This is a genomic window from Kitasatospora sp. NPDC089913 (genome assembly GCF_044748625.1).
GTDB lineage: Bacteria > Actinomycetota > Actinomycetes > Streptomycetales > Streptomycetaceae > Kitasatospora.
This window is the reverse complement of the sequence record NZ_JBIVGI010000019.1, coordinates 13,346-36,360: the sequence shown is the minus strand read 5'-3', so window position 1 is coordinate 36,360 and position 23,015 is coordinate 13,346. Positions and strand designations below refer to the sequence as shown.

At 72.7% G+C, this 23,015-nt stretch carries 20 protein-coding genes; 14 read left to right on the top strand and 6 right to left on the bottom strand.

From position 1 onward, the window contains the following. Positions 1-27: 27 nt before the first annotated feature. From ACIPYS_RS26215 to ACIPYS_RS26185, 7 genes are all read left to right on the top strand, one after another. Positions 28-225 (top strand): hypothetical protein, encoded by a 198-nt coding sequence (locus tag ACIPYS_RS26215; protein WP_093864248.1) that lies wholly within the window; start codon positions 28-30, stop codon positions 223-225. Positions 226-382: 157 nt separating this feature from the next. Further along, entirely contained in the window at positions 383-2,293 is a 1,911-nt protein-coding gene (locus ACIPYS_RS26210; RefSeq protein WP_400750184.1) for a hypothetical protein, read from the top strand. Between the two features lie 344 nt (positions 2,294-2,637). After that, positions 2,638-3,426 carry a class I SAM-dependent methyltransferase gene (locus tag ACIPYS_RS26205; RefSeq protein ID WP_400750181.1) on the top strand — a complete coding sequence of 263 codons (789 nt, stop codon included), beginning with the start codon at positions 2,638-2,640 and terminating at the stop codon, positions 3,424-3,426. Then, positions 3,423-4,610: a hypothetical protein gene (locus tag ACIPYS_RS26200; RefSeq protein ID WP_400750178.1), complete on the top strand. Its 1,188-nt coding sequence runs from the start codon at positions 3,423-3,425 to the stop codon at positions 4,608-4,610. The genes ACIPYS_RS26205 and ACIPYS_RS26200 overlap by 4 nt, the downstream gene beginning before the upstream one ends. A 117-nt stretch (positions 4,611-4,727) precedes the next feature. Next, the gene (locus tag ACIPYS_RS26195) at positions 4,728-5,087 is read left to right on the top strand and encodes a hypothetical protein (RefSeq protein ID WP_400750175.1); all 360 of its coding nucleotides are present in this window, start codon (positions 4,728-4,730) and stop codon (positions 5,085-5,087) included. A gap of 5 nt (positions 5,088-5,092) precedes the next feature. After that, positions 5,093-5,629: a pyridoxamine 5'-phosphate oxidase family protein gene (locus tag ACIPYS_RS26190; protein WP_400750172.1), complete on the top strand. Its 537-nt coding sequence runs from the start codon at positions 5,093-5,095 to the stop codon at positions 5,627-5,629. A 149-nt stretch (positions 5,630-5,778) separates the two neighbouring features. Continuing rightward, positions 5,779-6,849, top strand: coding sequence for a helix-turn-helix domain-containing protein (locus tag ACIPYS_RS26185; protein ID WP_400750169.1), 1,071 nt, complete (start codon positions 5,779-5,781; stop codon positions 6,847-6,849). Positions 6,850-6,911: 62 nt separating this feature from the next. Here ACIPYS_RS26185 and ACIPYS_RS26180 read toward each other — a convergent pair whose 3' ends face one another. Together ACIPYS_RS26180 and ACIPYS_RS26175 are read right to left on the bottom strand one after the other, a co-directional pair. Then, positions 6,912-7,418, bottom strand: a complete 507-nt coding sequence (locus ACIPYS_RS26180) for a hypothetical protein (protein ID WP_400750166.1) — start codon at positions 7,416-7,418, stop codon at positions 6,912-6,914. A gap of 181 nt (positions 7,419-7,599) precedes the next feature. Beyond that, complete coding sequence (locus ACIPYS_RS26175; RefSeq protein WP_400750163.1) at positions 7,600-9,066, bottom strand: hypothetical protein; 1,467 nt, start codon at positions 9,064-9,066, stop codon at positions 7,600-7,602. Between the two features lie 703 nt (positions 9,067-9,769). Here ACIPYS_RS26175 and ACIPYS_RS26170 point away from each other — a divergent pair. After that, positions 9,770-12,001: a hypothetical protein gene (locus tag ACIPYS_RS26170; protein ID WP_400750160.1), complete on the top strand. Its 2,232-nt coding sequence runs from the start codon at positions 9,770-9,772 to the stop codon at positions 11,999-12,001. A 634-nt stretch (positions 12,002-12,635) separates the two neighbouring features. On the opposite strand, the gene ACIPYS_RS26165 is transcribed toward ACIPYS_RS26170, so the two are convergent. Continuing rightward, positions 12,636-13,742: a response regulator transcription factor gene (locus ACIPYS_RS26165; protein WP_400750157.1), complete on the bottom strand. Its 1,107-nt coding sequence runs from the start codon at positions 13,740-13,742 to the stop codon at positions 12,636-12,638. 338 nt (positions 13,743-14,080) lie between these two features. Between ACIPYS_RS26165 and ACIPYS_RS26160 the strand changes: the two genes are divergently transcribed. Both ACIPYS_RS26160 and ACIPYS_RS26155 read left to right on the top strand, forming a co-directional pair. Further along, complete coding sequence (locus ACIPYS_RS26160) at positions 14,081-14,719, top strand: hypothetical protein (RefSeq protein WP_093864259.1); 639 nt, start codon at positions 14,081-14,083, stop codon at positions 14,717-14,719. Between the two features lie 35 nt (positions 14,720-14,754). Continuing rightward, entirely contained in the window at positions 14,755-15,366 is a 612-nt protein-coding gene (locus ACIPYS_RS26155; protein WP_093864260.1) for an RICIN domain-containing protein, read from the top strand. Positions 15,367-15,527: 161 nt separating this feature from the next. On the opposite strand, the gene ACIPYS_RS26150 is transcribed toward ACIPYS_RS26155, so the two are convergent. Beyond that, a complete protein-coding gene (locus ACIPYS_RS26150) occupies positions 15,528-16,265 on the bottom strand; it encodes a DUF5995 family protein (protein WP_400750152.1) in 738 nt (245 codons plus the stop codon). A gap of 339 nt (positions 16,266-16,604) precedes the next feature. Here ACIPYS_RS26150 and ACIPYS_RS26145 point away from each other — a divergent pair, with 339 nt between their 5' ends. After that, a complete protein-coding gene (locus tag ACIPYS_RS26145; RefSeq protein WP_400750149.1) occupies positions 16,605-17,657 on the top strand; it encodes a M12 family metallopeptidase in 1,053 nt (350 codons plus the stop codon). Positions 17,658-17,780: 123 nt separating this feature from the next. Here the strand turns inward: ACIPYS_RS26145 and ACIPYS_RS26140 are convergent, their stop codons facing one another. Continuing rightward, positions 17,781-18,377 (bottom strand): TetR/AcrR family transcriptional regulator C-terminal ligand-binding domain-containing protein, encoded by a 597-nt coding sequence (locus tag ACIPYS_RS26140; protein WP_400750146.1) that lies wholly within the window; start codon positions 18,375-18,377, stop codon positions 17,781-17,783. A gap of 100 nt (positions 18,378-18,477) precedes the next feature. Between ACIPYS_RS26140 and ACIPYS_RS26135 the strand changes: the two genes are divergently transcribed. Continuing rightward, positions 18,478-19,698, top strand: a complete 1,221-nt coding sequence (locus ACIPYS_RS26135; protein ID WP_400750143.1) for an alpha/beta fold hydrolase — start codon at positions 18,478-18,480, stop codon at positions 19,696-19,698. A 146-nt stretch (positions 19,699-19,844) separates the two neighbouring features. Here ACIPYS_RS26135 and ACIPYS_RS26130 read toward each other — a convergent pair whose 3' ends face one another. After that, positions 19,845-21,191, bottom strand: coding sequence for a hypothetical protein (locus tag ACIPYS_RS26130; protein ID WP_400750140.1), 1,347 nt, complete (start codon positions 21,189-21,191; stop codon positions 19,845-19,847). 279 nt (positions 21,192-21,470) lie between these two features. On the opposite strand from ACIPYS_RS26130, the gene ACIPYS_RS26125 reads away from it, so the two are divergent. Next, a complete protein-coding gene (locus ACIPYS_RS26125; protein ID WP_093864265.1) occupies positions 21,471-21,842 on the top strand; it encodes a PadR family transcriptional regulator in 372 nt (123 codons plus the stop codon). Beyond that, positions 21,839-22,405 (top strand): hypothetical protein, encoded by a 567-nt coding sequence (locus ACIPYS_RS26120; protein ID WP_400750137.1) that lies wholly within the window; start codon positions 21,839-21,841, stop codon positions 22,403-22,405. The genes ACIPYS_RS26125 and ACIPYS_RS26120 overlap by 4 nt, the downstream gene beginning before the upstream one ends. Positions 22,406-23,015 lie beyond the last annotated feature (610 nt).

The window sequence follows — 23,015 nt, the reverse complement described above, 5'->3', positions numbered from 1 at the left end:
TCGAGCGAGTTGTCCAGGAGGTGTGCGATGGATGGAGACCCGGGATCCGGTCCGGAGCAGGGGACCCAGCGGTCGGTCCAGCTGTTCACGGGTTCGGAGCGGCCGTTCGACGCGGAGGACCTGGTGATGGCCAGTGGCCGTGAGCCGACTCCCGAGCGCCTGGAGCGGGCGCGGCTGCTGATCGAGAAGGAGGGCGCGCGGGCCCTGGAGCGCTACCTCCCCTGAAAGCGCTGCCTCCCCCGAATTCGGGGAGCGGTCGGGCGGGCGCCCCGGGCAGGCGCCGGCCCGGACCGGTGCCGACCCCCCGGACGGCGCAACCATCACATGATCGACTCGTTGGACCGTCCGCCACGACAGCACCGACGAATCCGGGGAGGGCCCGTTGGCAGGACGGACGATGGACCTGGCGGCGCCCGCCCGGGGGGCCGCCGCCCGCCCGCTGCTCCAGGCCGAGGCGGCCCTGGTGCGCCACTACCGCAGGCTGGTCCGGCTCGCGTACCTGGTGCTGCCCGCGGACCGGGACCGGCACAGCCGCGTCATCGCCGCCCACGCGGCCGCCCAGCGCGCCCTGCCCTCCCGCTGGACGCGCCGGGCCGACCCGGCTCCGGGCGACGAGGACCCCGTGTACGCCGCACTGCGCCTGCGGGTGCTGCGCGACGTGCTGCGCCCCCGCCCCGCCCGCCTGCCGCTGGCGCCCCGGGTCTGGGGCCTGCGGCTGTTCACCCCGCACGGTGGTGAGCAGGACACCGCGCTGGAGCAGGCGCTCGCGGCGCTCGACGCGCCGGCCCGGGCCGCGTTCGCGCTCCGCGCCCTGGAGGACCTCTCCGTCGCGGAGGCCGCCGAGGTCCTGCGGCACGCCGGGGTCGAGCAGGTCCAACGGGCGCTCGACGCGGCGGCCGGTGCCGGCGCGGGGACGGCGGCGGACCTGTCGGTCTTCGACCTGTCCGCCGTCGACCTGTCCGCCTTCGACCCGTGCGCCGTCCGGGTCCAGCCCACCGATCTGCTGCGTCGCCGCCGGGCGCTGACCGCCGGGTTGCTGGCCGGTGCGCTGGGCCTGACCGCCGCGGCCGTCGCGCTCGCCGACACCGGCCCGACCGCGACGACCTCCTCCTCCACCACCACCAGGCCGGCGCCTCCACCACCGGTCGACGCCGGGGCCGCTCCGGCGGGACTGGTCCGGGCGCCCGCCGACCTCTGGCAGCACACGGCGCGGGTCGACTTCACCGCCTGGCCGGCCCGCGGCGACCGCACCGACGACGCCGCGCTGCTCGGCCGCGCGCTGACCGCCTGGGAGCGCCCCGGCCCGCGGACCCGCGCCGAACCGGGCACCGACACCGCGCCGCCGCTCGCCGCGCCCCGGCTGCTCTACGCCGGCACGGTGGACGGCGCCGCCGTGGTCCTGCTGTACGACGGGCAGCGGCTGGCCCGCTACACCGACGGGCCCGGCGGCGGCCTCGACCTCGCCCGCGCCGACGACTCGGACGTGACGACGGCCGGAGCGGTGGTGCTGCACCGTCAGGGCGACTCCGTGCGCTACCTGCTGGCCCCCTGGGTGGAAACCGCCGAGACCCGCCGGATCGACCGGCCCGACACCGCCGCCCGCCCCCTCGAGCATCCCGGGGGCCTCACCCCGGCGGCACCGGGCGGCGCGCCGACGGACTGCCGGGGAGCCACCGTGCTCCAGCTCCGCTCCTCCTCCCTCATCGCAGAGAAGCACGCCTTCCTGCTGGCCGACCTCGGCGGGCTCGTCCCCGCCCACCTCACCTACACGCCGCCCCCGGACCGGAGCCAGCCGGCGCGCGCGCCGCGCGAGGCGACCGGCCCGGACGCGCTGCAGGCCTGGGCCCGGGCGGGCTGCGCGGCCCCGGACGGCACGCCCGGTGTCAAGCAGCTCAACCTGTGGGCGTTCGCGGTGCAGCCGCTGCCGCAGAACGCGGGCTCGGCGTCCTGGGTCTGCCTGCGCGCCGACCGCTGGACGGGCGAGGGCAGCGCCGCCACCGCCGTACTGCTGCCCGCCGCCCCGGGGCCGCAGCGTACCGGCGGCGGTCCGGGCCGGTCGTGCAGCCGGTTCCAGCAGGACACCATGGGCTGGACCTGGTGGCGTTCCCCGCAGGGCACCGAGTTCCTGTTGGCGGCGGGCAGCCGGCGGGTCGCCCGGCTCACCGCCAAGGGCCCGGACTGGTCGGTCGACCGGCCGGTACCGGACCACACCCTGGCCGTGGAACGCCCGGCCAGGGGCAGCGTCCAGGTGGGGGGCGTACTGGACGGCGGAACCCGGATCGGCCCGCAGTAGGGGGACGGCGGGGACGGCGGGGACACGGCAGTGCCGGTGTGGCGGGCGTGCCGGGATCGACCTCGTGGGAAATTACAAGCCTATTGTATGAATTGGAATATCCGGGTCGCGGGTCTGGCCATATCCGGCTGCCCGGGAATAACCTCTAGCGCGAGAGTCGCAGTCGTCCGGCGGTGACGGATCGAGCCCCGCCCACGGACTCTCCTCCGCAGATCGTTCCCATGCCCGTCACTTCGTGGCGGCCCCCATGCGCGCGGAACGGACCAGGTCAGGGAGACCCTGCCCCTCGGCCCTGCCGCGGCATGCCCGACCGACAGCACGGACCAAGAATCAAATGAGGCGACATGAGCAGTCAATTCGACGGCCTGGCGCAGATGTACGAGGACATGTTCGCCCTGCCGTGGCGGAAGGACCTGGAATCCCACAGCGTACTGGCGGCCCTGGGCCGCGTCCGAGGTGAACGCGTTCTGGACATCGGGTGCGGTACCGGCCTCTATTCGCGCCTGCTGAAGGCGCAGGGGGCGGACCTGGTGATGGGTCAGGACGTCTCGGAAGGCATGCTCTCCTACGCGAGAGCACAGGAACCCGCGGACCGGCGGGGCATCGAGTACGTCCGCACCCTGCCGTCCGCCCTCGAGGGGACCTTCGACGCCGCGCTCGGCGTCTACGTCCTGCCCTACGCCGAACAGTACGCGGAACTGGTGGAGTTGTGCGGCCTGGCGGCGCGGGCGCTGAAGCCCGGCGGCCGGTTCGTCACCCTGCCGGTCAACCCCGACTACGACGGCGGGCGCGAGTACTACCGGCGTTACGGGCTTCGACTGTTCGACGCCGAGCCGCGGTTCGACGCCTCGAAGGTGACCCTGGAGCTGGAGTTCGGGCCCTACCAGGAGACGATCACGGCCCGGTACTGGAGCCGCCGGGCGCTCGAGCGCGCGCTGACCGAGGTGGGCTTCACCGACATCGGCTGGCCCCCGTTCCGGGTCTCGGACCAGGGGATGCGCGAGCACGGCGCGAGCTTCTGGGAGCCGTACCTGCGCTCGCCGCACGCCTCGCTGATCACGTGCGTCAAGGGCCCGTCCACCCCCGGTACGGCCGCCCGCGACACGTCCGTTCCTCCCCCGTCCACCCCGTGAACGCGCTCCGCACGTCGACCGCGGGGGCGATCGCCACCCGGGTCCTCCCCGACGCCCACGGCATCGACTCCGCCGCCTGGGACCGCCTGGTCGGGGCCGACAACTTCTACGGCAGCCACCGTTGGGTGCGTTCCACCCACCTGGCCTCCGGCGCGGATCCGGTCGTCACGGCCTCCGTCTCCGGCGACCTGCTCGGCGTGCTGCCGACCTGGCCCGGCGAGGGCGGCGAGGACGCGATGTTCTCCCTGTCCGGCATCCTGCCCGAAATTCCGCCGGGTACGGTCGCCGGCCGCGGCGAGCACCTCTGGCTCGGCACCCGGCGCGCGGTCTGCAACGAACTGGTGTGCGTCCGCGGACCGCAGCGGCGCCCTGTCCTGAGGGCACTCCTCAACCGCGCGCTGGACCTCGCCGCCGACCGGGGCGCCGACGGAGTCGTGATGCCCTACCTCGCCGGCGCCGACGCCCTGGAGCTGGCGGCCGCCCACCCGCGCGCCCGCGCCCTGCTGCACTCGGCCGACACGTACCTGCCCGTACCGCCCGGCGGCGCCGGAGAGCTGACGGCCCGCGCCGACCAGCACAGCCGCACCCGGCGCAGGAGCGAGATGCGCGCCTTCCAGCGCACCGGAACGGTCATCAAGACCGTCCGGCCGACCGAGGACATCGTCGCCCGCATCGCGTACCTGATCGCCCAGAACCGTGCCCGGCACGGCGGTTCCGGAGGGCCGCAGGTGGTGCTCGACGCCCTGAACGCCCAGCGCGCCACCGGTCTGCTCGACGACGCCGTGGCGTTCCTGGGCCTGCGCGGGACCGAGCTGGTGGCCGCCACCGTCTGCTACGAGCACGGGGACCGGCTGTACGCCCGCTACTTCGGCTACGACTACGCGCGGACCGCGCCCACGAACGAGTACTTCCTGCTGACCTACCACGCACCGCTCGACTACGCCGCGGAGTGCGGCTTCCGGCGCTACCGGACGGCGATCTCCGCGTGGGACGTCAAGGTGCGCCGCGGTGCCCGCCTCACCCCGCTCGCCGCCGTGGTCCTCCCGGTGCACGGTGCCGTCTGCACCCCCGCCCGTCAGCGCGAGCACAACATCGCCGCCGCCGGGCGCTGGCGGGAGCTGGCCCGGACCCACCCCCTGGCCATGGGGCCGGAGTGGGCCTGCTGGGACTCACCGCTGCCCTGACCCGGGAACCCCGACCCGAGAGCCCTGATCCGACAACCCTGATCCGGGAACCCTGATCCGGGAACCCCGACCCGACAACCCCGACCCGAGGATCCCGATCGAGGGAAGGAAACGACCATGCTCCACCTCCACTACCGGCTCGAGCTGACGGAGGCCGCCGAGGCGGACCCGGCCGGGTTCTGGGCCTGGGCCGCCGAACGCGAGAAGTGGTTCTACGAAGGACTCGACACCGTGCTGGCCACCCGCTGGTACGTGCGGACCGTCGGCACCCATGTGCACGCCCTCGAACACCTCGTCACCTTCGCCGACGAGGCAGCCTGGGGCACCTACCGCCGACAGGTCTCCGCCCGCGGCCGCGACCGCGCCTGGGAGCAGCGCCGCACCGAGCAGAGCCACTGGTGGCGGCTCGCCGAGGCCGCCCTGCTCAACGACCCGCCGGTGGCGATGGGCAGCGACCCCACCCCGCCGAGCCGGTGACCGCCGTGAGCACCGTGACCACCGGTTCCGAGTACGCCGACCACGTCGCCCGCAGTACGCACCTGCTGGACCACGGACGCTTCGCCACCCTCGCCACCGTCGGCGAGGACGGTCCCTGGGCCTCCACCGTGAACTTCGTCGCCCTCCGCGATCCGCTCCGTCTCCTCTACTACTCCCTCCACCGGTCCCGCCACTCCCGCAACATCGACGCGCGGCCCGACATCGCCGGCTCGGTCCACCTGCTCGGCACCCCCGGATTCGGACTGGACGGCGCCCAGTTCACCGGCCGCTGCGAGGCGGTGCCGGCCGCCGAGGTCCCGTGGCACCGACAGGTGTACTACGAGCTGAACCATCCCGACCCGGAGGTCCGCGCGGCCTGGCTCCTCCCGGAGCCGGAGTTCACCGGTGACGGGCCGCGCCGCTTCTACGTGGTGCACGTGCGCCGGTGGTGGCTCCTGGACATCGACCGCTGGCTGGCCGACAAGCACGACACCCGCGTCGAGGTCGACCTCGCCCGACTCGCCACCGCGGCCCGCCGGTGACCACGCCGCGTCACCGGCGCCCACGAGCGGACCGTGGGCGCCGTCGAGGTCCCGGGGCGCGGCGCGACCCTGACGGACAGTCGTAAGGGGGGCGGACGGGAGTAGACTCCCCTCGCTCGACACGCGTACGAACCATCGAGGGGTTGGGCATGACCTCTTTCGGGCGGACCCTGCGGCTGCTGCGCCGCCGCGCGGGCATCTCCCAGCCGGCCCTGGCGGCGACGGTGTTCGTGTCCCAGCCGACGATCAGCCGCTTCGAGTCGGGTGCCCGGACGCCGGATCCGGCCCTGGCCCGCCTGCTCGACGAGGCGGTCGGTGCCGGTGGCGCACTGGCGGGTCTGCTCCCGGCCGACGCGGACCGGGCGGAGTTCCAGGCCCGCAGGCCGGGGCTGGTGGACCGGCAGACGGTCCTCGACATGGAGTCGGGCCTCCTGCGGCTGCGGGTGCTGGAGGACGCGACCTCCTCGGCGGGCGTCATGCCCATGGTCGCCGCGCGGGCCGAGATGTCCCTCCGGACGGCCTACGACGCGCCGTACGCCCTGCGGGCCGCGGCGATCGGGGTGGCCGCCATGGGCGTCACCTACCTCGGCTGGTGCCACGTCCTGGCCGGGCGCCACGAAGCAGCGGCGCAGCTGCTCGACCGGGCGGTGGCCTGCGCCTACGAGTCGCAGGATCCCGAGCGCCTGGAGCGCACCATGAGCTACCGGGGCGTCCTGGAGCTGGTGTGGGGGAACCCTGCCGCCGCGGCCTGCATGTTCGCCGCGTCCCGTCACGACACCCGCACCCACCCGGTGCTGCGGGCCTACGACACCGGACAGCACGCGCGGGCACTCGCCCACGCGGGGGAGGCCAGGGCGGCCGACCGGTTGCTGCTGGAGGCCGACCGGCTGGCCGAGGGCGTCGACCACGCCGACGTGCCGGAGGGTGCCTACTGGTACACCCCGGGATGGCTGGCCCTCCAGCGCGGCGTCGCGATGCTCGCCCAGGGCCGCCCGGCCCGGGCGCGGCACGAGATCGAACAGGGTTACGCCGCCATGCCGGTGGAGCATCAGCAGGCGCACTGGGCACGGCAGTGGATCGAGGCGGTCAGTGTCGACGGGGCACCGTCCGATCTGGTGCTGCCCCGGCACCGGCGCGGCAAGGACGGCGCGGGCGGTGCGTCCGGCGCGTCCGGGCGCGGGACGGAGGCTCGGACCGGCGGGCGGACCGGCGCTTCCTGACCGCGGAACGACCGGTCCGCCCGCCCGGCACCTGGTGCCCGGTGCCCGGTCGGTGCCGGGACCTACCGGCGCCAGTACGGGGGCCTGGCGCCGTAGACGGGGCCGGTCGTGGCGCGGTCGCGGACGAGGACGACGAACTGCTGCGCCCAGGGCTGCGCCGCGCAGGCGGCCTGCAGCGCCGCGAAGGAACGGTCGTCCAGGTGGCGCGAGTTGACGCACACGCCGGCCGCCTGGCGGGTCTTTCTCTGGATTCCGTCGATGACGCTCTGGGTGCTCTGCCGTTCCGGAGTGTAGACGTCGAGGGTGCCCAACTGCTCGGCGTCCGGGTCCCGTACCCATTTCGACGCGAGCACCGGGATGCCGTCGGGGCCCGCGGGGCCGATGTCGTGGGCGGCGATGTTCTTGTAGACGACGATGTCCGAGGTGGCGCCCCCGCTCCCGCCGCTCGGCCGCCGCAGGACGACGAAGCGTCGCTCGGCCGTGTCGGGGATGTCGGGCGCGACGGCCAGGGCCGCGGCCCTCTCGTCGGCGTTCGGTGCGGCGTCGTGGGTCATGACTGTCATCGCCATGGTGGTGTCTCCGTTTCGTCGGGGTGGGGGTCGGCGGAAGCCGGTGCTGGGGGGCGGTGGGCCGGTGGGGGTCGGATCGGAGTCGGGAGGGAGGGGCCGGACAGGCCGGCCGCGGGCCGTTGTCGGCGGCGCCGGGCCCGGCCTGTCCGTCGCACGGGTCGTGTCGTGCCGGGCGGTCCGGTTACGCGCCCCTGACCGTCGAGGCGTCCACGTAGGCGACGTGGACACTCCAGTTGGTACCGCGGTCGTACTTGCCTTCGACGTACACGGCGGCCACGGTGTCGAGCAGGACGGTGTCGACCTCCTTGGCCCAGAACCCGTCGGAGCCGTCGGTCCAGTGGGCGACGACCTCCCACCCGATTACCACGTACGCGCCGCGGGAGTCGAAGGTGAAGGTGTGGCTCCGGTGACCGATCCCGGAGCCCTGGTGGTAGCTGTCGTCCCAGGTGTGCACGGTCAGGCCGAGGTCCGCCGGGGCGCTCTGGTAGCCGTAGTTCCACGTGCCGAGGCCGTTGCCGGCGTTCTGGTGACGGTCCTTGCCGGGCTCGGTGGCGGCCGCCTCCCGGACGTCCAGGAAGAAGTCCAGGACCTTGGCGTCCGTGAGGTACTGGCGTCGCTCGGTCTCGTCGGTGGCCAGCTCGCCCTGGTGGGAGGTGATGCCCGACTCCAGCCGGTGGTACCGGTCCTTGAGGAGCGGCGCCGGAGCCGACAGGTAGCGGGAACTGACGTCCCAGTACAGCGCGTACAGCTGCCGGAGTTCGTCGAACACGTCCGGGGGCACGTCGACCGTCAGCGGGTAGTCGGGGTCGATGTAGCTGTAGTGCCGCAGCAGCGCCTCGATGTAGTGCTCGTCGCTGGTGTTGTTCTTGAACCCGTCCAGGGCCGCCACGATCTGGCTCGGGTCCAGCGCACCGCTCGGCGGCGCCCAGCCCGGCGTGTACCCCTCGGCGAAGACCGCGCAGGTGGTGGTGACGTGATGGTCGGCGGCGGCCTTCGAGAACGTGATCGCCCCGCTGCTCTCGAACACCTTGTCCATGGACGCGCCGATCGCATTCTTGAAGGCCGTCATGTCCTCCTCGGACTCGGCCTCGCAGACGTAGGTCGCCACGAAGCGTGCGCCACGGCGTCCGCCGGCGACGAAGTAGTCGCCGTACTGCTCGCGGAAGCGGTCCCGGTCGTGGATCCGCTGCTCGGCGTCCTCGGTGAGCCGGTAGCCCCCGGCGGGCGCGGCGTCGTAGTCGTCGAGCTGCATCTCGTACTCCGCGACCAGGGTCGTGGACTTCGCGGAGTACTTGACGGTCGCCAGGTATTCCGTGGAGCCGGTGACGGTGACGCCCTGGATGTTGTACTTGCCGCGCGCGGACGTGTCGACCTGCTTCTCGAGGGTGCTGTCGTCCGTGACGAGCCGGAACGACGAATTGCTGCTCCGGCTCGTGGGCTTGTCCACGGTGTAGGGCTCGACGGCGGTGTTCTTGGTCTTTCCGGTGACGGCGTCGATACCGTCGCCGCGGCCCATCAGGTAGTCCGCCTCCCACGGGATTCCGGCGATCGAGGCGTCGAGCGTCGTGCCGCCGCCTTCCCGGACGTCACGGTCGCCGGCTCCGCTCCTTCCGGCCGACCCGTCCACGGTCTTGGTCCCGCTGCTCATGGGGTACCGCCTTTCGATTTCGCGATGATTCGGCCAGGAAACATGGCGGGGTTCCATCGACTGGAATTCCGACGGGAATGCGGGGCTCCGCCGGAATTTCCGCGGTGCCGTTTCCTTGCTCTCCCGGCCGCTGATTTCACTGTAGGCACGGGCTTCGGAAACGGCGGCCCGGGAAAGGCGGAATACTATTCCGTTTTCCATTCCCCGACGAGGGCGGGGAATCGGGCCCGTGGGATTCCGGGTGCCGGGCGGCCGCGGGACGGGGTGCGGCCGGAGCGGTGGCCGCCTGTGGTTCCGCCCGTCCGTGTCTCGGTCCGACCGCGGTGCCGCCCCTCCGTGGTGCCGCCCCTCTGTGGTGCCGCCCGTCCGTGCTTCCGCTCGACCGCGGTGGCGCCCGACCGGATGCGCGGTCCCGGGGGAGCGGCGATCCGCGGCAACCCGCTGGCTCGAACCGTCACTCCATGTTTTGATTCGATCACCTTCGGTCACACGATGTGATCGCGTCCGTGCTCGGTTCGAAAGGAGCGAGGGATGCTCCTCCTGACGCGGCCCCAGGTCAGCGCGTCTGCGGACCCGTTCCGGTCGGCCGCGCCCGCGCCTCGACGACAGGGACGAGCCGCAGCCCCGCCACCTCGAGGAGGCCCCCGGCCCCGCCCCGCCGGCACGGACCCCGTCCCCGCCCGAGAGAAAGTGATCCGTTCCCATGGTCCAGAACAGCCGTCCGTCCCCGCGGCGCCCGCTCGTCGTCGCCGCCGTGGGTCTCGTGCTGGCGGTCAGCGGTCCGACGCCCGTCCTCGCCCAGGGCGTCCCCGTCCCGGCTCACCCGGTGTCGGCCGCGGAGCCCCGGGCGGTGCGGGCGGACTGCCCGCCCGTGCCGTTGTGGGCGAACACCGGGGGAGCGACCAGGACGCTCATCGAGTACGACTCCACCGGCGCCGTCCTCTTCACCGCGCCGCTCGCCCGCGACTACGGCGACATCGCGTTCAGCCCCGACGGCTCCAAGCTCTACGGCGCCAGCTTCCCCGACGAACCGTCGCTCTACACGATCGACCCGGCGACCGGTGCCGAGACCGCGACCGTGGCGGTGACCGGCCCGCTCGCGACCGTGACGGCCGTCAACGGGCTGACCGCCGCGGCGAACGGCATGCTGATCGTCGGGGCGTTCACCACCGGCCAGATCTTCCTGCTCGACCCGGCCACCGGTGTCAGCACGCTGGCCCCCTACGCGTTCCCCGCGGGGGTCGTGTCGGCGGGCGACTTCCTCACCCTCGCCGACGGCGACATCCTCGCCTTCGGCAACCCGGCCGGCGCCGTGTTCGGTGACCCCTCGCCGGTGTTCCGGATCCACCCGGACAACACCGTCACCCAGATCGGCACCGCCCCGCAGACCTTCGGCGCCGCGCAGTCGGGCGGCAGCGTCTACGCGTTCGCCTCCGACGGGACGATCAACCGGCTCAACAGCGTCCCGACCGCCGCCTCGACGGACCCGCTGCCGGTGACGGCCGTCGTCGCCACCGGTGCCGGCTTCTACGGAGCCACCGCCCCCCAGGACTCCGGCACCTGCGCCACACCCACGTACACCGTCGCCAAGGGTGCCTCCCCCTCGGGCCCGGTCGACGAGGGCGGCACGATCACGTACACGGTGAACGTCACCAACACCGGCACCGTCCCCGCGAACGCCGACTTCACCGACGACCTGGGCGCCGTCCTGGACGACGCCACCCTGGTGCCCGGCTCCGTCACCGCGACCACCGGCAGCGCCTCCGTGACCGGCAGCACCCTCACCTACACCGGCGTCCTCAGCCCCGGCGGCACCGCGACCGTCACCTACCGGGTCGCGGTGAACACCCCGGACACCGGCGACCGGGCGCTGACGAACAGCGCGACCCCCACCGGCCAGGGCGGCACCTGCGCCACCGCGGGCGGCTGCACCACCACCGTCCCGGTCAACGCCCCGACCCGCGGTGTCACCGTCGTGAAGTCCGCCGGCGAGCCGGCCTTCACCGGGCCCGGGCAGGTCCTGCACTACAGCTACGTGGTGACGAACACCGGCTCCCAGCCGCTGACGAACGTCGCCGTCACCGACCAGGGGCCCGGCACACCGACCGTGACCTGTCCCGTCACGGTCCTCGCCGCGGGCGCCTCGACCACCTGCACCGCCACCTACACCACCACCGACGCCGACGTGGCCGACCGGAAGGTCGTCAACACCGCGACCGCCACCGGCACCGCGCCGGGCGGTGGCACGGTGACCGGCCCGAGCAATCCGGTCACCGTGCCCTACGCCGGTCTGAAGGTCGAGAAGCGGGCGCAGGAAACCGCGTTCTCCGCCGCCGGACAGACGATCCACTACACCTTCACGGTCACCAACACCGGCGCCGCGCCCGTCACGAACCTGCACGTCGACGACATCGGCCCCGGCACACCGCAGGTGACCTGTCCCGTAGCGGTCCTCGCCGCGGGCGCCTCCACCACCTGCACCGCCGAGTACACCACCACGACCGACGACCTCAGGGCGGGCCGGATCACCGACCGGGCGACCGTCACCGGCAGCGGCCCCGGTGGCACCCCCGTGACCGCCACCAGCAACACCGTGACCGTCCCGTCGTGCCGGCCCTGCGAGGACCACGACCACGGCCACGGTCACGACGACTGCGACGACGACCACCCGGGCGGCGGCCACGGACACCACCCCGGACACCCCGGGTACGGCGACGCCGCGTGGACGCCCGGTGACGGCGGCGACCAGGCCTCCGTCCAGCCGGCCGAGCACACGAACGGTCGTGTGAGCGCCGACGGCCTGCCCGCCACCCTCGCTGCCACGGGCACCGACACCACCCCCGCCGCCGCCCTCGCGGGGGGCCTCCTGTTCCCCCTGGGGTTCGGCACCCTGCTGACCCTCCGCGGCAGGGCCCGCAGGGCGGGCGGCAAGTAGCGGTCCGAGGCGTCCGGGCGGGATGCGCCGGGGGGGGGCGGGGGCCCCGGGCCCGGCCCCCCCCCCCCCCGCCCCACCCCGGGCCGCCGTCCCCCCGGCCGTCGGCCGGCACCCGCCCGCCGCCGGACACCCGGTGCCGAGGCGCCCGGCCGACCGGTCCGGGGGAGTGGGGGCAGTCCGGGACCGGACCGACGGGCGCGCCGGTCCGGGTGCCGTGGCGGCGGGCCATTGGCGTGGAAGGGGTGGGAGGAGGCAGGGTGTCACCATGTCCGAACGCCGCGACCGTCGTCGTCTTCACGCACGAGCCCGATCCCTCGGGGTGTCCATCGAGCAGGCCGTCCGTCGGCCGGCTCGTCCCCGCCGCGGGCGGCCGGTGGTCGAGCCGGAGTGGCCGCGCACGGCGCTGCCGGACCGGGACGAGGCCCCTCCGGTCCTCGTCCGGGCGGTGCCTGCGGCGGCGCCGGTGTGCTGCACGGTCTCGCGCGAGCGGCAGGTCACGGACGGCGGGACCGTGTTCGTGCTGACCCGCCACGCGGCAGACTGTCCGGTCTGGTCCGCCCGCTGACCGCAGGGCCGCGCTGACACCCCCGCACCGACACGCCCCGCCCGGATCCCCGCTACGCCCGGATCCCCGCTACGCCCCCGGGGGCAGGGAGAGCGTCGGCAGGTGGTCGGCGGTCAGGACGGCGACGAGCTCCCGGCGGTTGCGCACGCCCGTCTTGTGGAGGATCGCCGTGACGTGCTGCTGGACCGTGGGCACCGTCAGATGGAGCAGCGCGGCGATGTCCTTGGTGCTGCTGCCGCGCAGCGCGTGCAGGGCGACCTGGCGTTCGCGCGGGGACAGGCCGTGCGCGAGGATCGCGACCGGCAGGCGGTGCAGGGGCGAGGCCGGCGAGATGACGACGGCGACGTCGCCGCGCCCGCCGTCCAGCGGGGACGCGTGCAGCGCGAACCACTGGCCGTCCGGGGTGCACATCCGCACCTCCGAGGTGCCGGTGTCGTGTGCGGCCCGGCAGGCGACGGTGAGGAAGCAGGTGGGAACCGCGCAGACGTGGGCGATGGGTTCGGCCAGCCGCCGGATCAGCTCGCGGGTTCCCGCGTCGGCGGAGCGAAGCCGCCCCCGCGCGTCCAGGATCGCGACGGTCGGCGGTCCGCTCTGCCCGGACGGGTCGGTGCTCTGCCCGGACGGCTCGGAACGTGCCCGGCGCAGCGTCCTCAGGTGGGCGTCGCGCAGCGCGGCGCCGACGGGCGTGATGATGCGTTCGGCCAGCCGCACCTCGGCCGGACCGAAGCGGCCGCGCCGGTGTTCGCGCATGAAGGCGGCACTGGCCCAGCGGCCGCCGCCGACGTCGAAGTTGATGCGCAGTTCGTCCCCGTAGCCGCACGGCCGGAGCAGTTCCCGGTAGCGGATGCTGCTCTCGGGGCGGCCGCCGGTGGCGCGGTCGAGGGTCTGCACGCGGTGCCCGGCGGCGCGGATGGCGGCGAAGTTGGTGCTGTCGTCGCCGAACATCTCCAGGTGCACGGCCTGTTCGAACCGGCCGGGGTCGAGCCCGTCGGCGACCGTGGAGGTGGGGAAGCCGGTGAGCGGGTCGGTGCCGTGCCAGCAGCCGCCGTCGAACCCGAGCGGGCCTGCCAGCAGGGTGTGGAGACCGCGGAACAGCTCGCCGGTGGACGGTCGGCAGGCCGACAACTCCGCTATGGCTCCCAGGACTTCCCGCTCGATGTCGCGTCGATTGGCCACGGACGAAATCCTACGGAAGCCGCGGCGTTGTCCGCCAGGGTGCCGGGTTCGGCCACCGTCCGGGACGGTCCTCCGGGCCGCGTCCGGGTCGCCTTCGAGCCGCCTTCGAGCCGCATCCGAACCGCGTTCGAGCCGCTCCGGGCCGATCGGGCGATCTGCTCCCCGGCCGCCGCTCCCGGTGCCGGGTGCGGGACACCCCCGAGAAAACTCGGATACCGGCGGTCCCGGCGCATCGACAAGGATGCGTACGCACTTGCAGTCCGTACACGCCTGTGCGCGAGGCGTGCGCGCGCAGCGCATGCCTCTTCCCAAGCTTCCGTGACGCTGGAGGAGCTCAGATGACCACCACCCGCAGGACGCGCCGACGCGCCCTCGCCGCCTCGGCCACCACCGCCGTCGCGGTGGGCCTGCTGAGCTTCGGCGCCGCCCCCGCGGCCCATGCCGACACTCTCCCGACCTTCTGCAACCCCACCGTGGACCGCGCCACCACCGAGCCCTTCAATGTGCAGATCACCCCTCTCGTCACCGACTTCCTGATCTACAACGTCGCCGCCGGGACCACCGGGCAGCACACCGACACCCTGAACCGGATCAGCTCGGTGACCACCACCGTCGACAACAGGACCGAGATCACCGCCACCGCCAGCGCCCTGTTCGCCAAGGTCGAGGTCAAGGTCGGTTTCTCGGTCCAGAAGGTCACCTCCAGCACCACCAGCACCACCGTCAGCGACACCTGGAACCTCAACGCTCCCGGTCGCTACGGCCTCTACCGCGGTACCCGGGTCGTCACCGGCCAGTACGTCAACCGCGTCTGCGCCCAGACCGGCGCCACCACCGGCCTCTGGGTCACCACCTCGCCGAGCCCCGGCACCTTCACCACCTACGAGGCTCCGGAGGTCGGCTCCGTGGGCTGCGCACCCGCCCAGCCGGCCGGCACCGTGCGCCGGGCCGCCCAGCTCCTGATCAGCAGCTGCTGACCGCGCCCACCGACCCGACGACGACGGAGGACACCGTGACGAACCGCCCGCGCCGCACCACCCGCCGGGGCACCGCACTGCGCGCCCTCGGCGCCGCCGCCCTCGCCTCCCTGGCGGGCCTCACCCTGCTCGCCGCCCCCGCCTCGGCCACGCCCCAGGGCCTGGCCTCCAGCGACTGGCACGGCTACGTCTGCGACGACGGCTACTACCGGATCAGGACGCCGTTCAACCAGCTCGTGGAGCGCAACATGTCCAGCCTCTGGGGGCAGGCGATCCAGAACCCCGACTCCGGCGGCTACCACCAGCAGTGGAAGGTGTGCCACTACAACTCCGACAACCAGTCCTTCATCATCCGCAGCCGCCGCCACGAAGGCGAGTGCCTGGGCATCTGGAAGCAGAACCCGCAGGACGGCGCCACCGGGGGCGAGGGCGCCAACTTCAACGTGTTCGACTGCGAGGGATGGATCTACGGCAACCAGATCTTCCACTTCCTCTACCCCAACCCCGCCAACAGCAACCAGGTGGTCCTCCAGATCGGCCACAGCCGTTTCTTCGCGGCCCTCGGCGAGCCGAGCAGCAGCGCCGGCACGGCCGTGGCCCAGTTCTCCGACCGGATGACCGTGTTCACCTTCGAGCACCTCGTCTGACGCATCGTCAGCCTGTCCTGCCCGGGGCGGGCCCGTCCGCACCGCCGGACGGGCCCGGCCTCCGGGCAGGACGGGGCAAGCCGTCGCTGACCGGCGCCGTCACCGGTCCGTCGGCGCCGCCGCCCGCCACGCGGAGGAGGCGGGCGGTCCCGTGCGCTCGATCAGTCGACCGGCGGCACCACGGGGGCCAGCAGCGCCAGTGCGGTGAGTCCCACGGAGGCGGCCAGGGCCTGGCACGAGGGTCCGAAACCGGGGATCGCGATCGGGTCCTTCTTCTGCGCCCAGAGTCCCTGCACAGCGATCCAGGCTGCGTCCCGCGCGGCCTCCATGCTGAAGCTCGCGAGCAGGTGCTTGAGCGCCTCGGCGTCGGCGGTGGCGAGCTTGAGCAGCTCGGGCTCGAAGGCCGCCCGCACCTCCGCCTCCACCTGGGAGAGCAGCTGGTTCACCTTCTGGTAGTCGGCGTGCACGGGTGGGGTGTTGGGCTTGGTGTGCCGTTCCTCGCAGGTGAGGATCACGGCGAGGGCCAGGTCGTGGCCGATGTGCGCGGTCATGCCGGCGAAGGCGAACTGGATGGGCCAGATCGCGTCGCCCCGGTGCCGCGCGTCGATGAGGGGCTGCCAGGCGGGGTTCACCGGACGCCCGGCCTTGGCCGCGTCGACGTTGCGGAGGAACAGGCCCGCGAAGATCACGTCCATCCGCTCGATGAACGCGGAATCCTGGAAGAATCCGTCGGTGAGCTTGGCGCCCACCAGTTCGGTGACTCTGAGGTACATGCGGTTGAAGGCGGCGACGCCGTCCCGGGCGTCCAGTTCCGCGTCCAGTTGCTTCATCCGCTGGATCGCACCGTTGACGCTGTCGGGGAGTTGGCCGATCGGAGCGGGGGCGGGTTCGGTGCCCATGGGTGACCTCCTGGAGCGAGGGGACGTCGCACGGCGACTACCGTACGTGACTGGTTTGAGCGTACAGCGACATAGTGCGTAAGACGTGAACGAACCAATCCGGCGCGTCGCCCACCCGCGCCCATCCGTGCCCGTCCGCGTGCCCGTCCGCGTGCACCCGCGCGCACCCGCGCCCACCCGTACCCGTCCTTGCCCAAGTGCCCCGTGTCGCGGTGCGGGGTGCTTCGCCCGCGCGCTCACTATGTACACGACCGGTCTTCGGTGCGGACCCGGGCGAGGGTGCCCGGCCCCGCACCGCCCGGGTACCCGCCGACCGCGAACGAGGGACACCGAACATCCATGGCCATCCGCCGCTCCTCCGCCCGCCTCGCCGTCTCCGTCCTGCTGCTCGCGGCCGCCGCCGGGCCGCTGGGCCCCGCGGCCCGCGCCGACGACAGCGATCCGAACGCCCCCGAAGGCACGGTCGTGCTGGAGAGCCTGACCTACCAGGCGCCCGACCTCGTCACCGCCGAGATCTCCTACAGCTGCGAACCCGACACCGCGCACTCGCTGTTCGTCGGCTTCGAGCAGGAGCTCGACTTCGAGGAGGAGGCCGCCGGCAGCGCGGAGATCGAGGACATCACCTGCGACGGCACCACCTACACCGTCACGGTCGACGTCCCCGCCGTCGAGGGCGGCGCGGACTTCGAGGAGCCCCTCGCCGGTCAGGTCGTCATCGCCCTGACCGGGGACGACCTGCCGGTCGTCGAGGACGCGTTCGACGTCGACCCGTCCGAGCGCCCGCGCTCCCTGGGCCGGAAGGACAAGAAGTTCCGCTGGAAGGAGGCGACCGTCCCGTATGTCGTCAACTCCAAGCTCAGCAAGGACCAGAAGGCCGACGTCAAGGCCGCCATCGACCACTGGCAGCAGAACACCCCCGTCAAGTTCGTCGTCCGGACCGCCGCGAACGCCAGGAGCTACCCGGACTACGTGGAGTTCCAGCCCAGCAAGGACGGCGGCTGCAATTCCGAGGTCGGCCGCGTCGGCGGACGACAGACCGTCAACATCGTCGACGACGCCTCGTGCGACGCCGTCGAGCTCGTCCACGAGATCGGACACGCGGTCGGCCTCTACCACGAGCAGGAGCGCCCCGACCGGGACACGTACGTCAAGGTCTCGTTCGAGAACATCGAGCCGGCCGACAAGCACAACTTCCAGATCCAGAAGGGCGAGAGCACCTTCGGCACGGCCTACGACTACGCCTCGATCATGCACTACGGGCCCAAGTCGTACTCCAAGAACGGCAAGGACACCATCACCCCGAAGCAGAAGCTCCCCGCCGGGGTCGTCCTGGGCGAGGCCACGGAGCTGTCCGCAGGAGACATCGCCGCCGTCAAGGCCATGTACAAGTGACCCGGGCGCGGTGCGGGTCGGCACCGTCGTCGCGGCTGCTCCGCCGTCCGCCTGCCTGCCCGCTCGCCCGTCCATCCGGACGGGCGAGCGGGCGGGCGGGCCGGTGTCCGCGCCGGTGCCGTGTCAGCCGCCGGCGGGGTCGTTGCCCGTACCGCCGAGCAGCCTGTTGACGAGCAGTTCGGGGTAGCCGCTGGCCGGCGGGTCGATGCCGAAGATCGCCCGGAGGTAGAACGGCGCGACGAGCTGGTCGAGGATCTGTTCCAGGGGTGGCGGGTGCTCGCCCCGGGCCGTGGCCCGCCGGCGGATCTGTTCGATGGAGTCCATCCGTCGTCGGAAGTGCTGCGCCCGCTCGTCCTGGTCCTGGGGGTGGCTCGGCATGGACAGGATGACGGCGCGCACGAGGGCGCGGCCTTCGGGCGTGCGGATGCTCGCGGCGCTGGTCTCGGCCCAGGCGAGGAGGTCGCCGCGCAGGCTGCCGGTGTCGCCGAGGGGCGAGTCGCGTTCGAGGCGGGTGGTGACCACGTCCGCCAGGAGGGTGTCCAGGCTGCCCCAGCGCCGGTAGACGCTGGTGTGGTTGACGCCGGCGCGCTGTGCGATCGCGGGGATGTTGAGGTCTTCGCCCTCCGGGTCGCAGAGCAGGTCGACGACCGCCTGGTGGACGGCGGCGCGGACCTGTTCGGGGCTCCGGCGGAGGCGTGCGGTCGGTTGTTTCGTAGTCACCCCCACATCGTAAGCACAGATGTTTGCTTCAAGCACTCGGAGGGGCTACTGTTCTCGTCGTAAGCACAGATCAGTGCTTAACGGCATCGAGGAGCGAACGATGAAGCAGCTGCTGTTCCCGAACAACATCCAGTTCTGGTACGAGACCCTGCGTTCGATGAGCCACATCGCCTACGGCGGCGCCGACTTCGGGGAGGTCGTCTCGACCGGCGAGCGCATCGTCGAGGGCGACTACGCCAGCTGGTACACCGAGTGGACGGCCACCGCCGACCGGGTGTCCGGCCAGGCCGAGAAGGCACTGGCCGCCGGTCACCGGGTGAGTGCCCGGGACGGGTTCCTGCGGGCCTCGAACTACTACCGGTCGGCCGAGTTCTTCCTGCACGGCCACCCCTGCGACCCGCGCCACGACCACGCCTACGACCGCAGTGTGGAGTGCTTCCGGGCGGCGGCCGCGCTGTTCACCCCGATCATCGAGCCGGTCGAGATCCCCTACGAGGGCACCACCCTCCCCGGCTACCTGTACCGCGTCGACGACTCCGGGACGCCGCGCCCGACGCTGATCATGCACAACGGCTTCGACGGCACCGCGGAGGAACTGCACTTCTTCGGGGCGATGGCCGGAGTCGAACGCGGCTACACCGTGCTGGTCTTCGACGGCCCCGGCATGCCCGGGCCGCGCCACCACCAGGGCATGGTCTTCCGCCCCGACTGGGAGAACGTCATCACCCCGGTGGTGGACTTCGCCGAGACCCTCCCGGACGTCGACAACAGCCGGATCGCGTTGGTCGGGATCAGCATGGGCGGCATCCTCGCCCCCAGGGCCGCCGCGTTCGAGCACCGGCTGGCCGCGCTGGTCGCCGTCGACGGCCTCTACGACCTCGGCCAGACCTCGGTGCGCAACATCCCCGGCACCCGCGAGGAGGCCGAGCGGCTCCTGCGCGCGCAGTCCGCCCCCGAGCTCGACGCCGCCTTCGAACAGATCATGGGCAAGGACCCGATCGCCCGTTGGGCGATCAACCACGGCATGTACGTGATGGGCGTCGACACCCCGCGGGCGTTCAACGCCTCGTACCTCGACTACACCCTCGCCGGCGGCATCGCCGAGCGGATCCAGTGTCCGACGCTGGTCTGCGACGCCGAGGAGGACATGTTCTTCAAGGGGCAGCCCGAGCAGCTCTACGACCACCTCACCTGCCCCAGGACCCTCATGGTCTTCACCACCGAGGAGGGCGCCGGCGCCCACTGCCACCCCGGCGCCATGCGCCTGACCCAGGCCCGGATCTACGACTGGCTCGACGACACCCTCAAGGTGAGCGCCTGAGGAGCCGACGGCCCGCCCCGGTGCCGCCGCCGCTGCCGGGCCCCGTCCGCCGAGCGCACCCCAGGGTCACGGCGGACCCCACCGTCACGGCGGGCCCCACCGTCACGGCGGACGGCGCCGTGACGGTGGGGTACCGGGAGGTGCTGTCACGGAGCCTTGGTGTCGGGGATGCGGACGCCCTCGCCGAGGCAGTCGCGGAACTCGTACCACGGGGCCGGGCCGCTCCAGCGCAGGGCGAGGGCAGCGGTACTGGCGTCGGCGAACCGGCAGCCGTCGTAGAGCACCTTGCCGGCGGTGGTCGCGGTGGCCGTCGTCACCTGGTGGGAGCCGAGCAGCGCGCAGTCCTGGTAGCGGATCATCGGCCCGCGCGAGGGGTTGACGGCGTTGAAGCGGTAGACGTGCGGGACGGCGTCGGTGGCGAAGGCCTTGAAGGAGTTCGCGGTGTCGTCGCAGGAGACGAAGGTGATGGTGCCCTTGTACCAGGCCGAGTCGATCACCTTGTGGTCCTTGCCGCGGACCTCGAAGCGGATGCCCTGCGCGTACAGCCGCATCACCGAGTCGTTGCGCGGGCTGTTGGCGTTGAGCTTGAAGAAGGTGCCGGTCGAGTTCTCGTCCACGAGGATGTACGAGCCGCCGATGAAGTTCATCGACCCGCCGCGCTCGTTGCGCACGAAGACGCCGGACTGGAACTCGACCTTGCAGTCACGGAACCAGTAGTTGAGGAACTGGTCCTGCTGGTTCTCGGTCGGCTTGCCGCCCATCACCAGGAAGGCGTCGGCGTAGGAACCGCTGATCTGACAGTGGTCCCAGCCCATCTCGCTGTTGAGGTTGGACGTCCCGGCCGGTCCGTCCAGGACGATGCCGTTCTTCCAGGTGCCGTGCCACTCGACATCGGTGTACCAGGTGTCCTGGACGCCCTTGCCCACACCGGAGATCGCGAGGTTGAAGGTGGCGGTGGCGTCGCGGCTCTCGAAGGTCAGGCCGCTGAGCCGGATGTTCTTGTAGCGGCCGTCGTTGGTCCACAGGACCGTGTCCGGGGCGGTCGGCGTGTAGACGATGCGCGAGATCCGCTTGCCGTACCCGCTGATGGAGATGCCGTCGATCACGCCCGGGTTGTCGGTGCCGTGGGTGATGGGCAGCAGCGAGTCGGGCTGGGTCAGCAGGTACGTGCCCGGCGGGACGAGCAGCACCTTCTTGGGGGTGTAGCCGGTCTTGGGGGCGCCGCCGAGCAGTTCCAGGGCGGCCCTGCGGAACGCGTCGTCGCTCGGCGTGCGGCCGGTCGCGTCGGCGCCCTTGGCGACGACGTCGACCACGTAGTCCGCCGGGCCGGCGGTGACCGCCGCGGGCGCCGCCGAGGCGGCCCGGCCGCCGAGGGCGATGCTGCCCGCGAGCGCCCCTGCCCCGGTCATACCGGCGAGCAGCGCCCGTCGGCCGGGCCGGCGGGCGCTCTGGTCGGCACCGTCGTCGTGCGTGCCGTCTGCGTACGTGGTCATCGGTACCCCCGGTGGGAAGAGATCGGATCGCTCCCCGTGACCGAGCAGATGTCGATCATGGTGAGCCGGCCCGATCCTCCGTCATGCCCGCCCTCCGCCGCAAGGCTCGACGGGGACGGGGACGGGGACGGGGACGGGGACCCGGGACCGGGACCGTGGCCGTGACCGTGACCGCTCCCGCGATGTCGCCCCGGCCGTGTGGGCTCCGCGCGATGCTGCCGTGTTGGGCGCCCTGCACTTTCTTGCGGAGCAAGACAGTTCCTGACTATCTTGTACCGCATGACAAAGGAGGCGTCCGCCCACGACCAGCGGCGCAGCCAGCTCCTGCGCGGCGTGCTGGATCTGTGCCTGCTCGCGCTGATCGCGGAAAGACCGCGCTACGGCTTCGAGTTCGCGCAGGGCCTGGCCGAGGGCGGGCTGGAGCTGGTGAGCGACGGCAGCATCTATCCGCTCCTGGCACGGATGGAGCGCGCGGGCCTCATCGCCGCGTTCCGCGCTCCGTCCCCGAGCGGGGGAGCCCCCCGCAAGTACTACCGGCTGACCGAGGCCGGCCACGCGGAACTCTCCGCCGGCCGGTCGGACTGGCGCGCCTTCGCCGGCCACGTCGGCCGGATCCTCGACGACACCGACTCCAAGGGGGACGACACATGACGACCGAGCGGGTGCTCGCGGCCTGCCGCAGCAACTGGGAATACCGCGGAATCGACGAAGCATCCGTCCGGGAGATGCTCGACGAGCTCGAGGCGCACCTGCAGGACGCCGCGGCCGCCGGGCGGAGCGCCCAGGACGTCGTGGGCAAGGACGTCAGGACCTTCGCCGCCGCCTGGGCCAGGGCACGCGCCCCGCTCTCGCGCCGGGTGCTGCGGATGGCGGGCTCGGTGTCCTACGTTCTCGGCGTCCTCCTGCTGTTCGCCCACCTGATCGGGCGCAGCACCGAGCTGGACGTCACCGCGGACCGGATCGTGTACTGGGCCGTCCTCGCGGCGGTCACCGTGTTCTGGCAACTGCGCCGGGGCCGTCTCGGTCTGCGCCGCAGCTGGGGTGTCGCGCTGCTCGCCGGACTGCCGGCCCTCCTTCTCACCCGCCACTTCGTCGGTGATCAGCCGCTGCTCACCCTGCCGCTGTGGGTCGCTCCGCTCCTGCTGCTGCCCGGTCTGCCGTTCATCCTGGCGGACGTCCGGGCCAAGAGGGCCAAGCCCCCCGTCGGGCACTGATCCGTTTCCTGCGGCCCGGCTCGCGAACGATTCGGGACTCGCCATCGCCCACGTGAACAGCTTCGTCTGCACGGAAAGTCGGCGCTGCCGACTTCCTGCTCCCGCTCGGCCCGCGGTTCAGCGGTGCGGGCGGTGCGGAACCCGGCGATCGCCGCGCACCCGGGGGCTTCGGGAGTGCGGGAGCGGTTCTGCTCGGCGTGCCGGAGGCGGCGTGGTCGTTGCGCGGGAAGTCGACGGGGCCGACTTCCCGCGCGGTGGGGTGGTTGTGGTGTCCGGGTGCGGGTGCGGGTGCGGGTGCGGGTGCGGGTGCGGGTGCGGGCTGCGGGCCATGGGTGCTTCGGGGGTCGGGCGGGATGTGCGGGAAGTCGAGCGGGTGGACTTTCTGTGCGGAGGCGGGGCCGTTCGTCGGGTGTGGGGGTAGGGCTGTCTTGGCGGGGTGGGGCGATCGCCGGCGTAGGTGCTCCGGGGCTGCAGGAACGCTTCTGCTCGAAGTGCCGAGGGTCACGCGTATGGCGCGTGGGGTGCGTGAGAAGTCGGGTGGCTCGACTTTTGGTTTCCGGGCGGAGGAGAAAGGTTTCTGCTTCGCGGCATGTTGCGTGGGAAGTCGGAG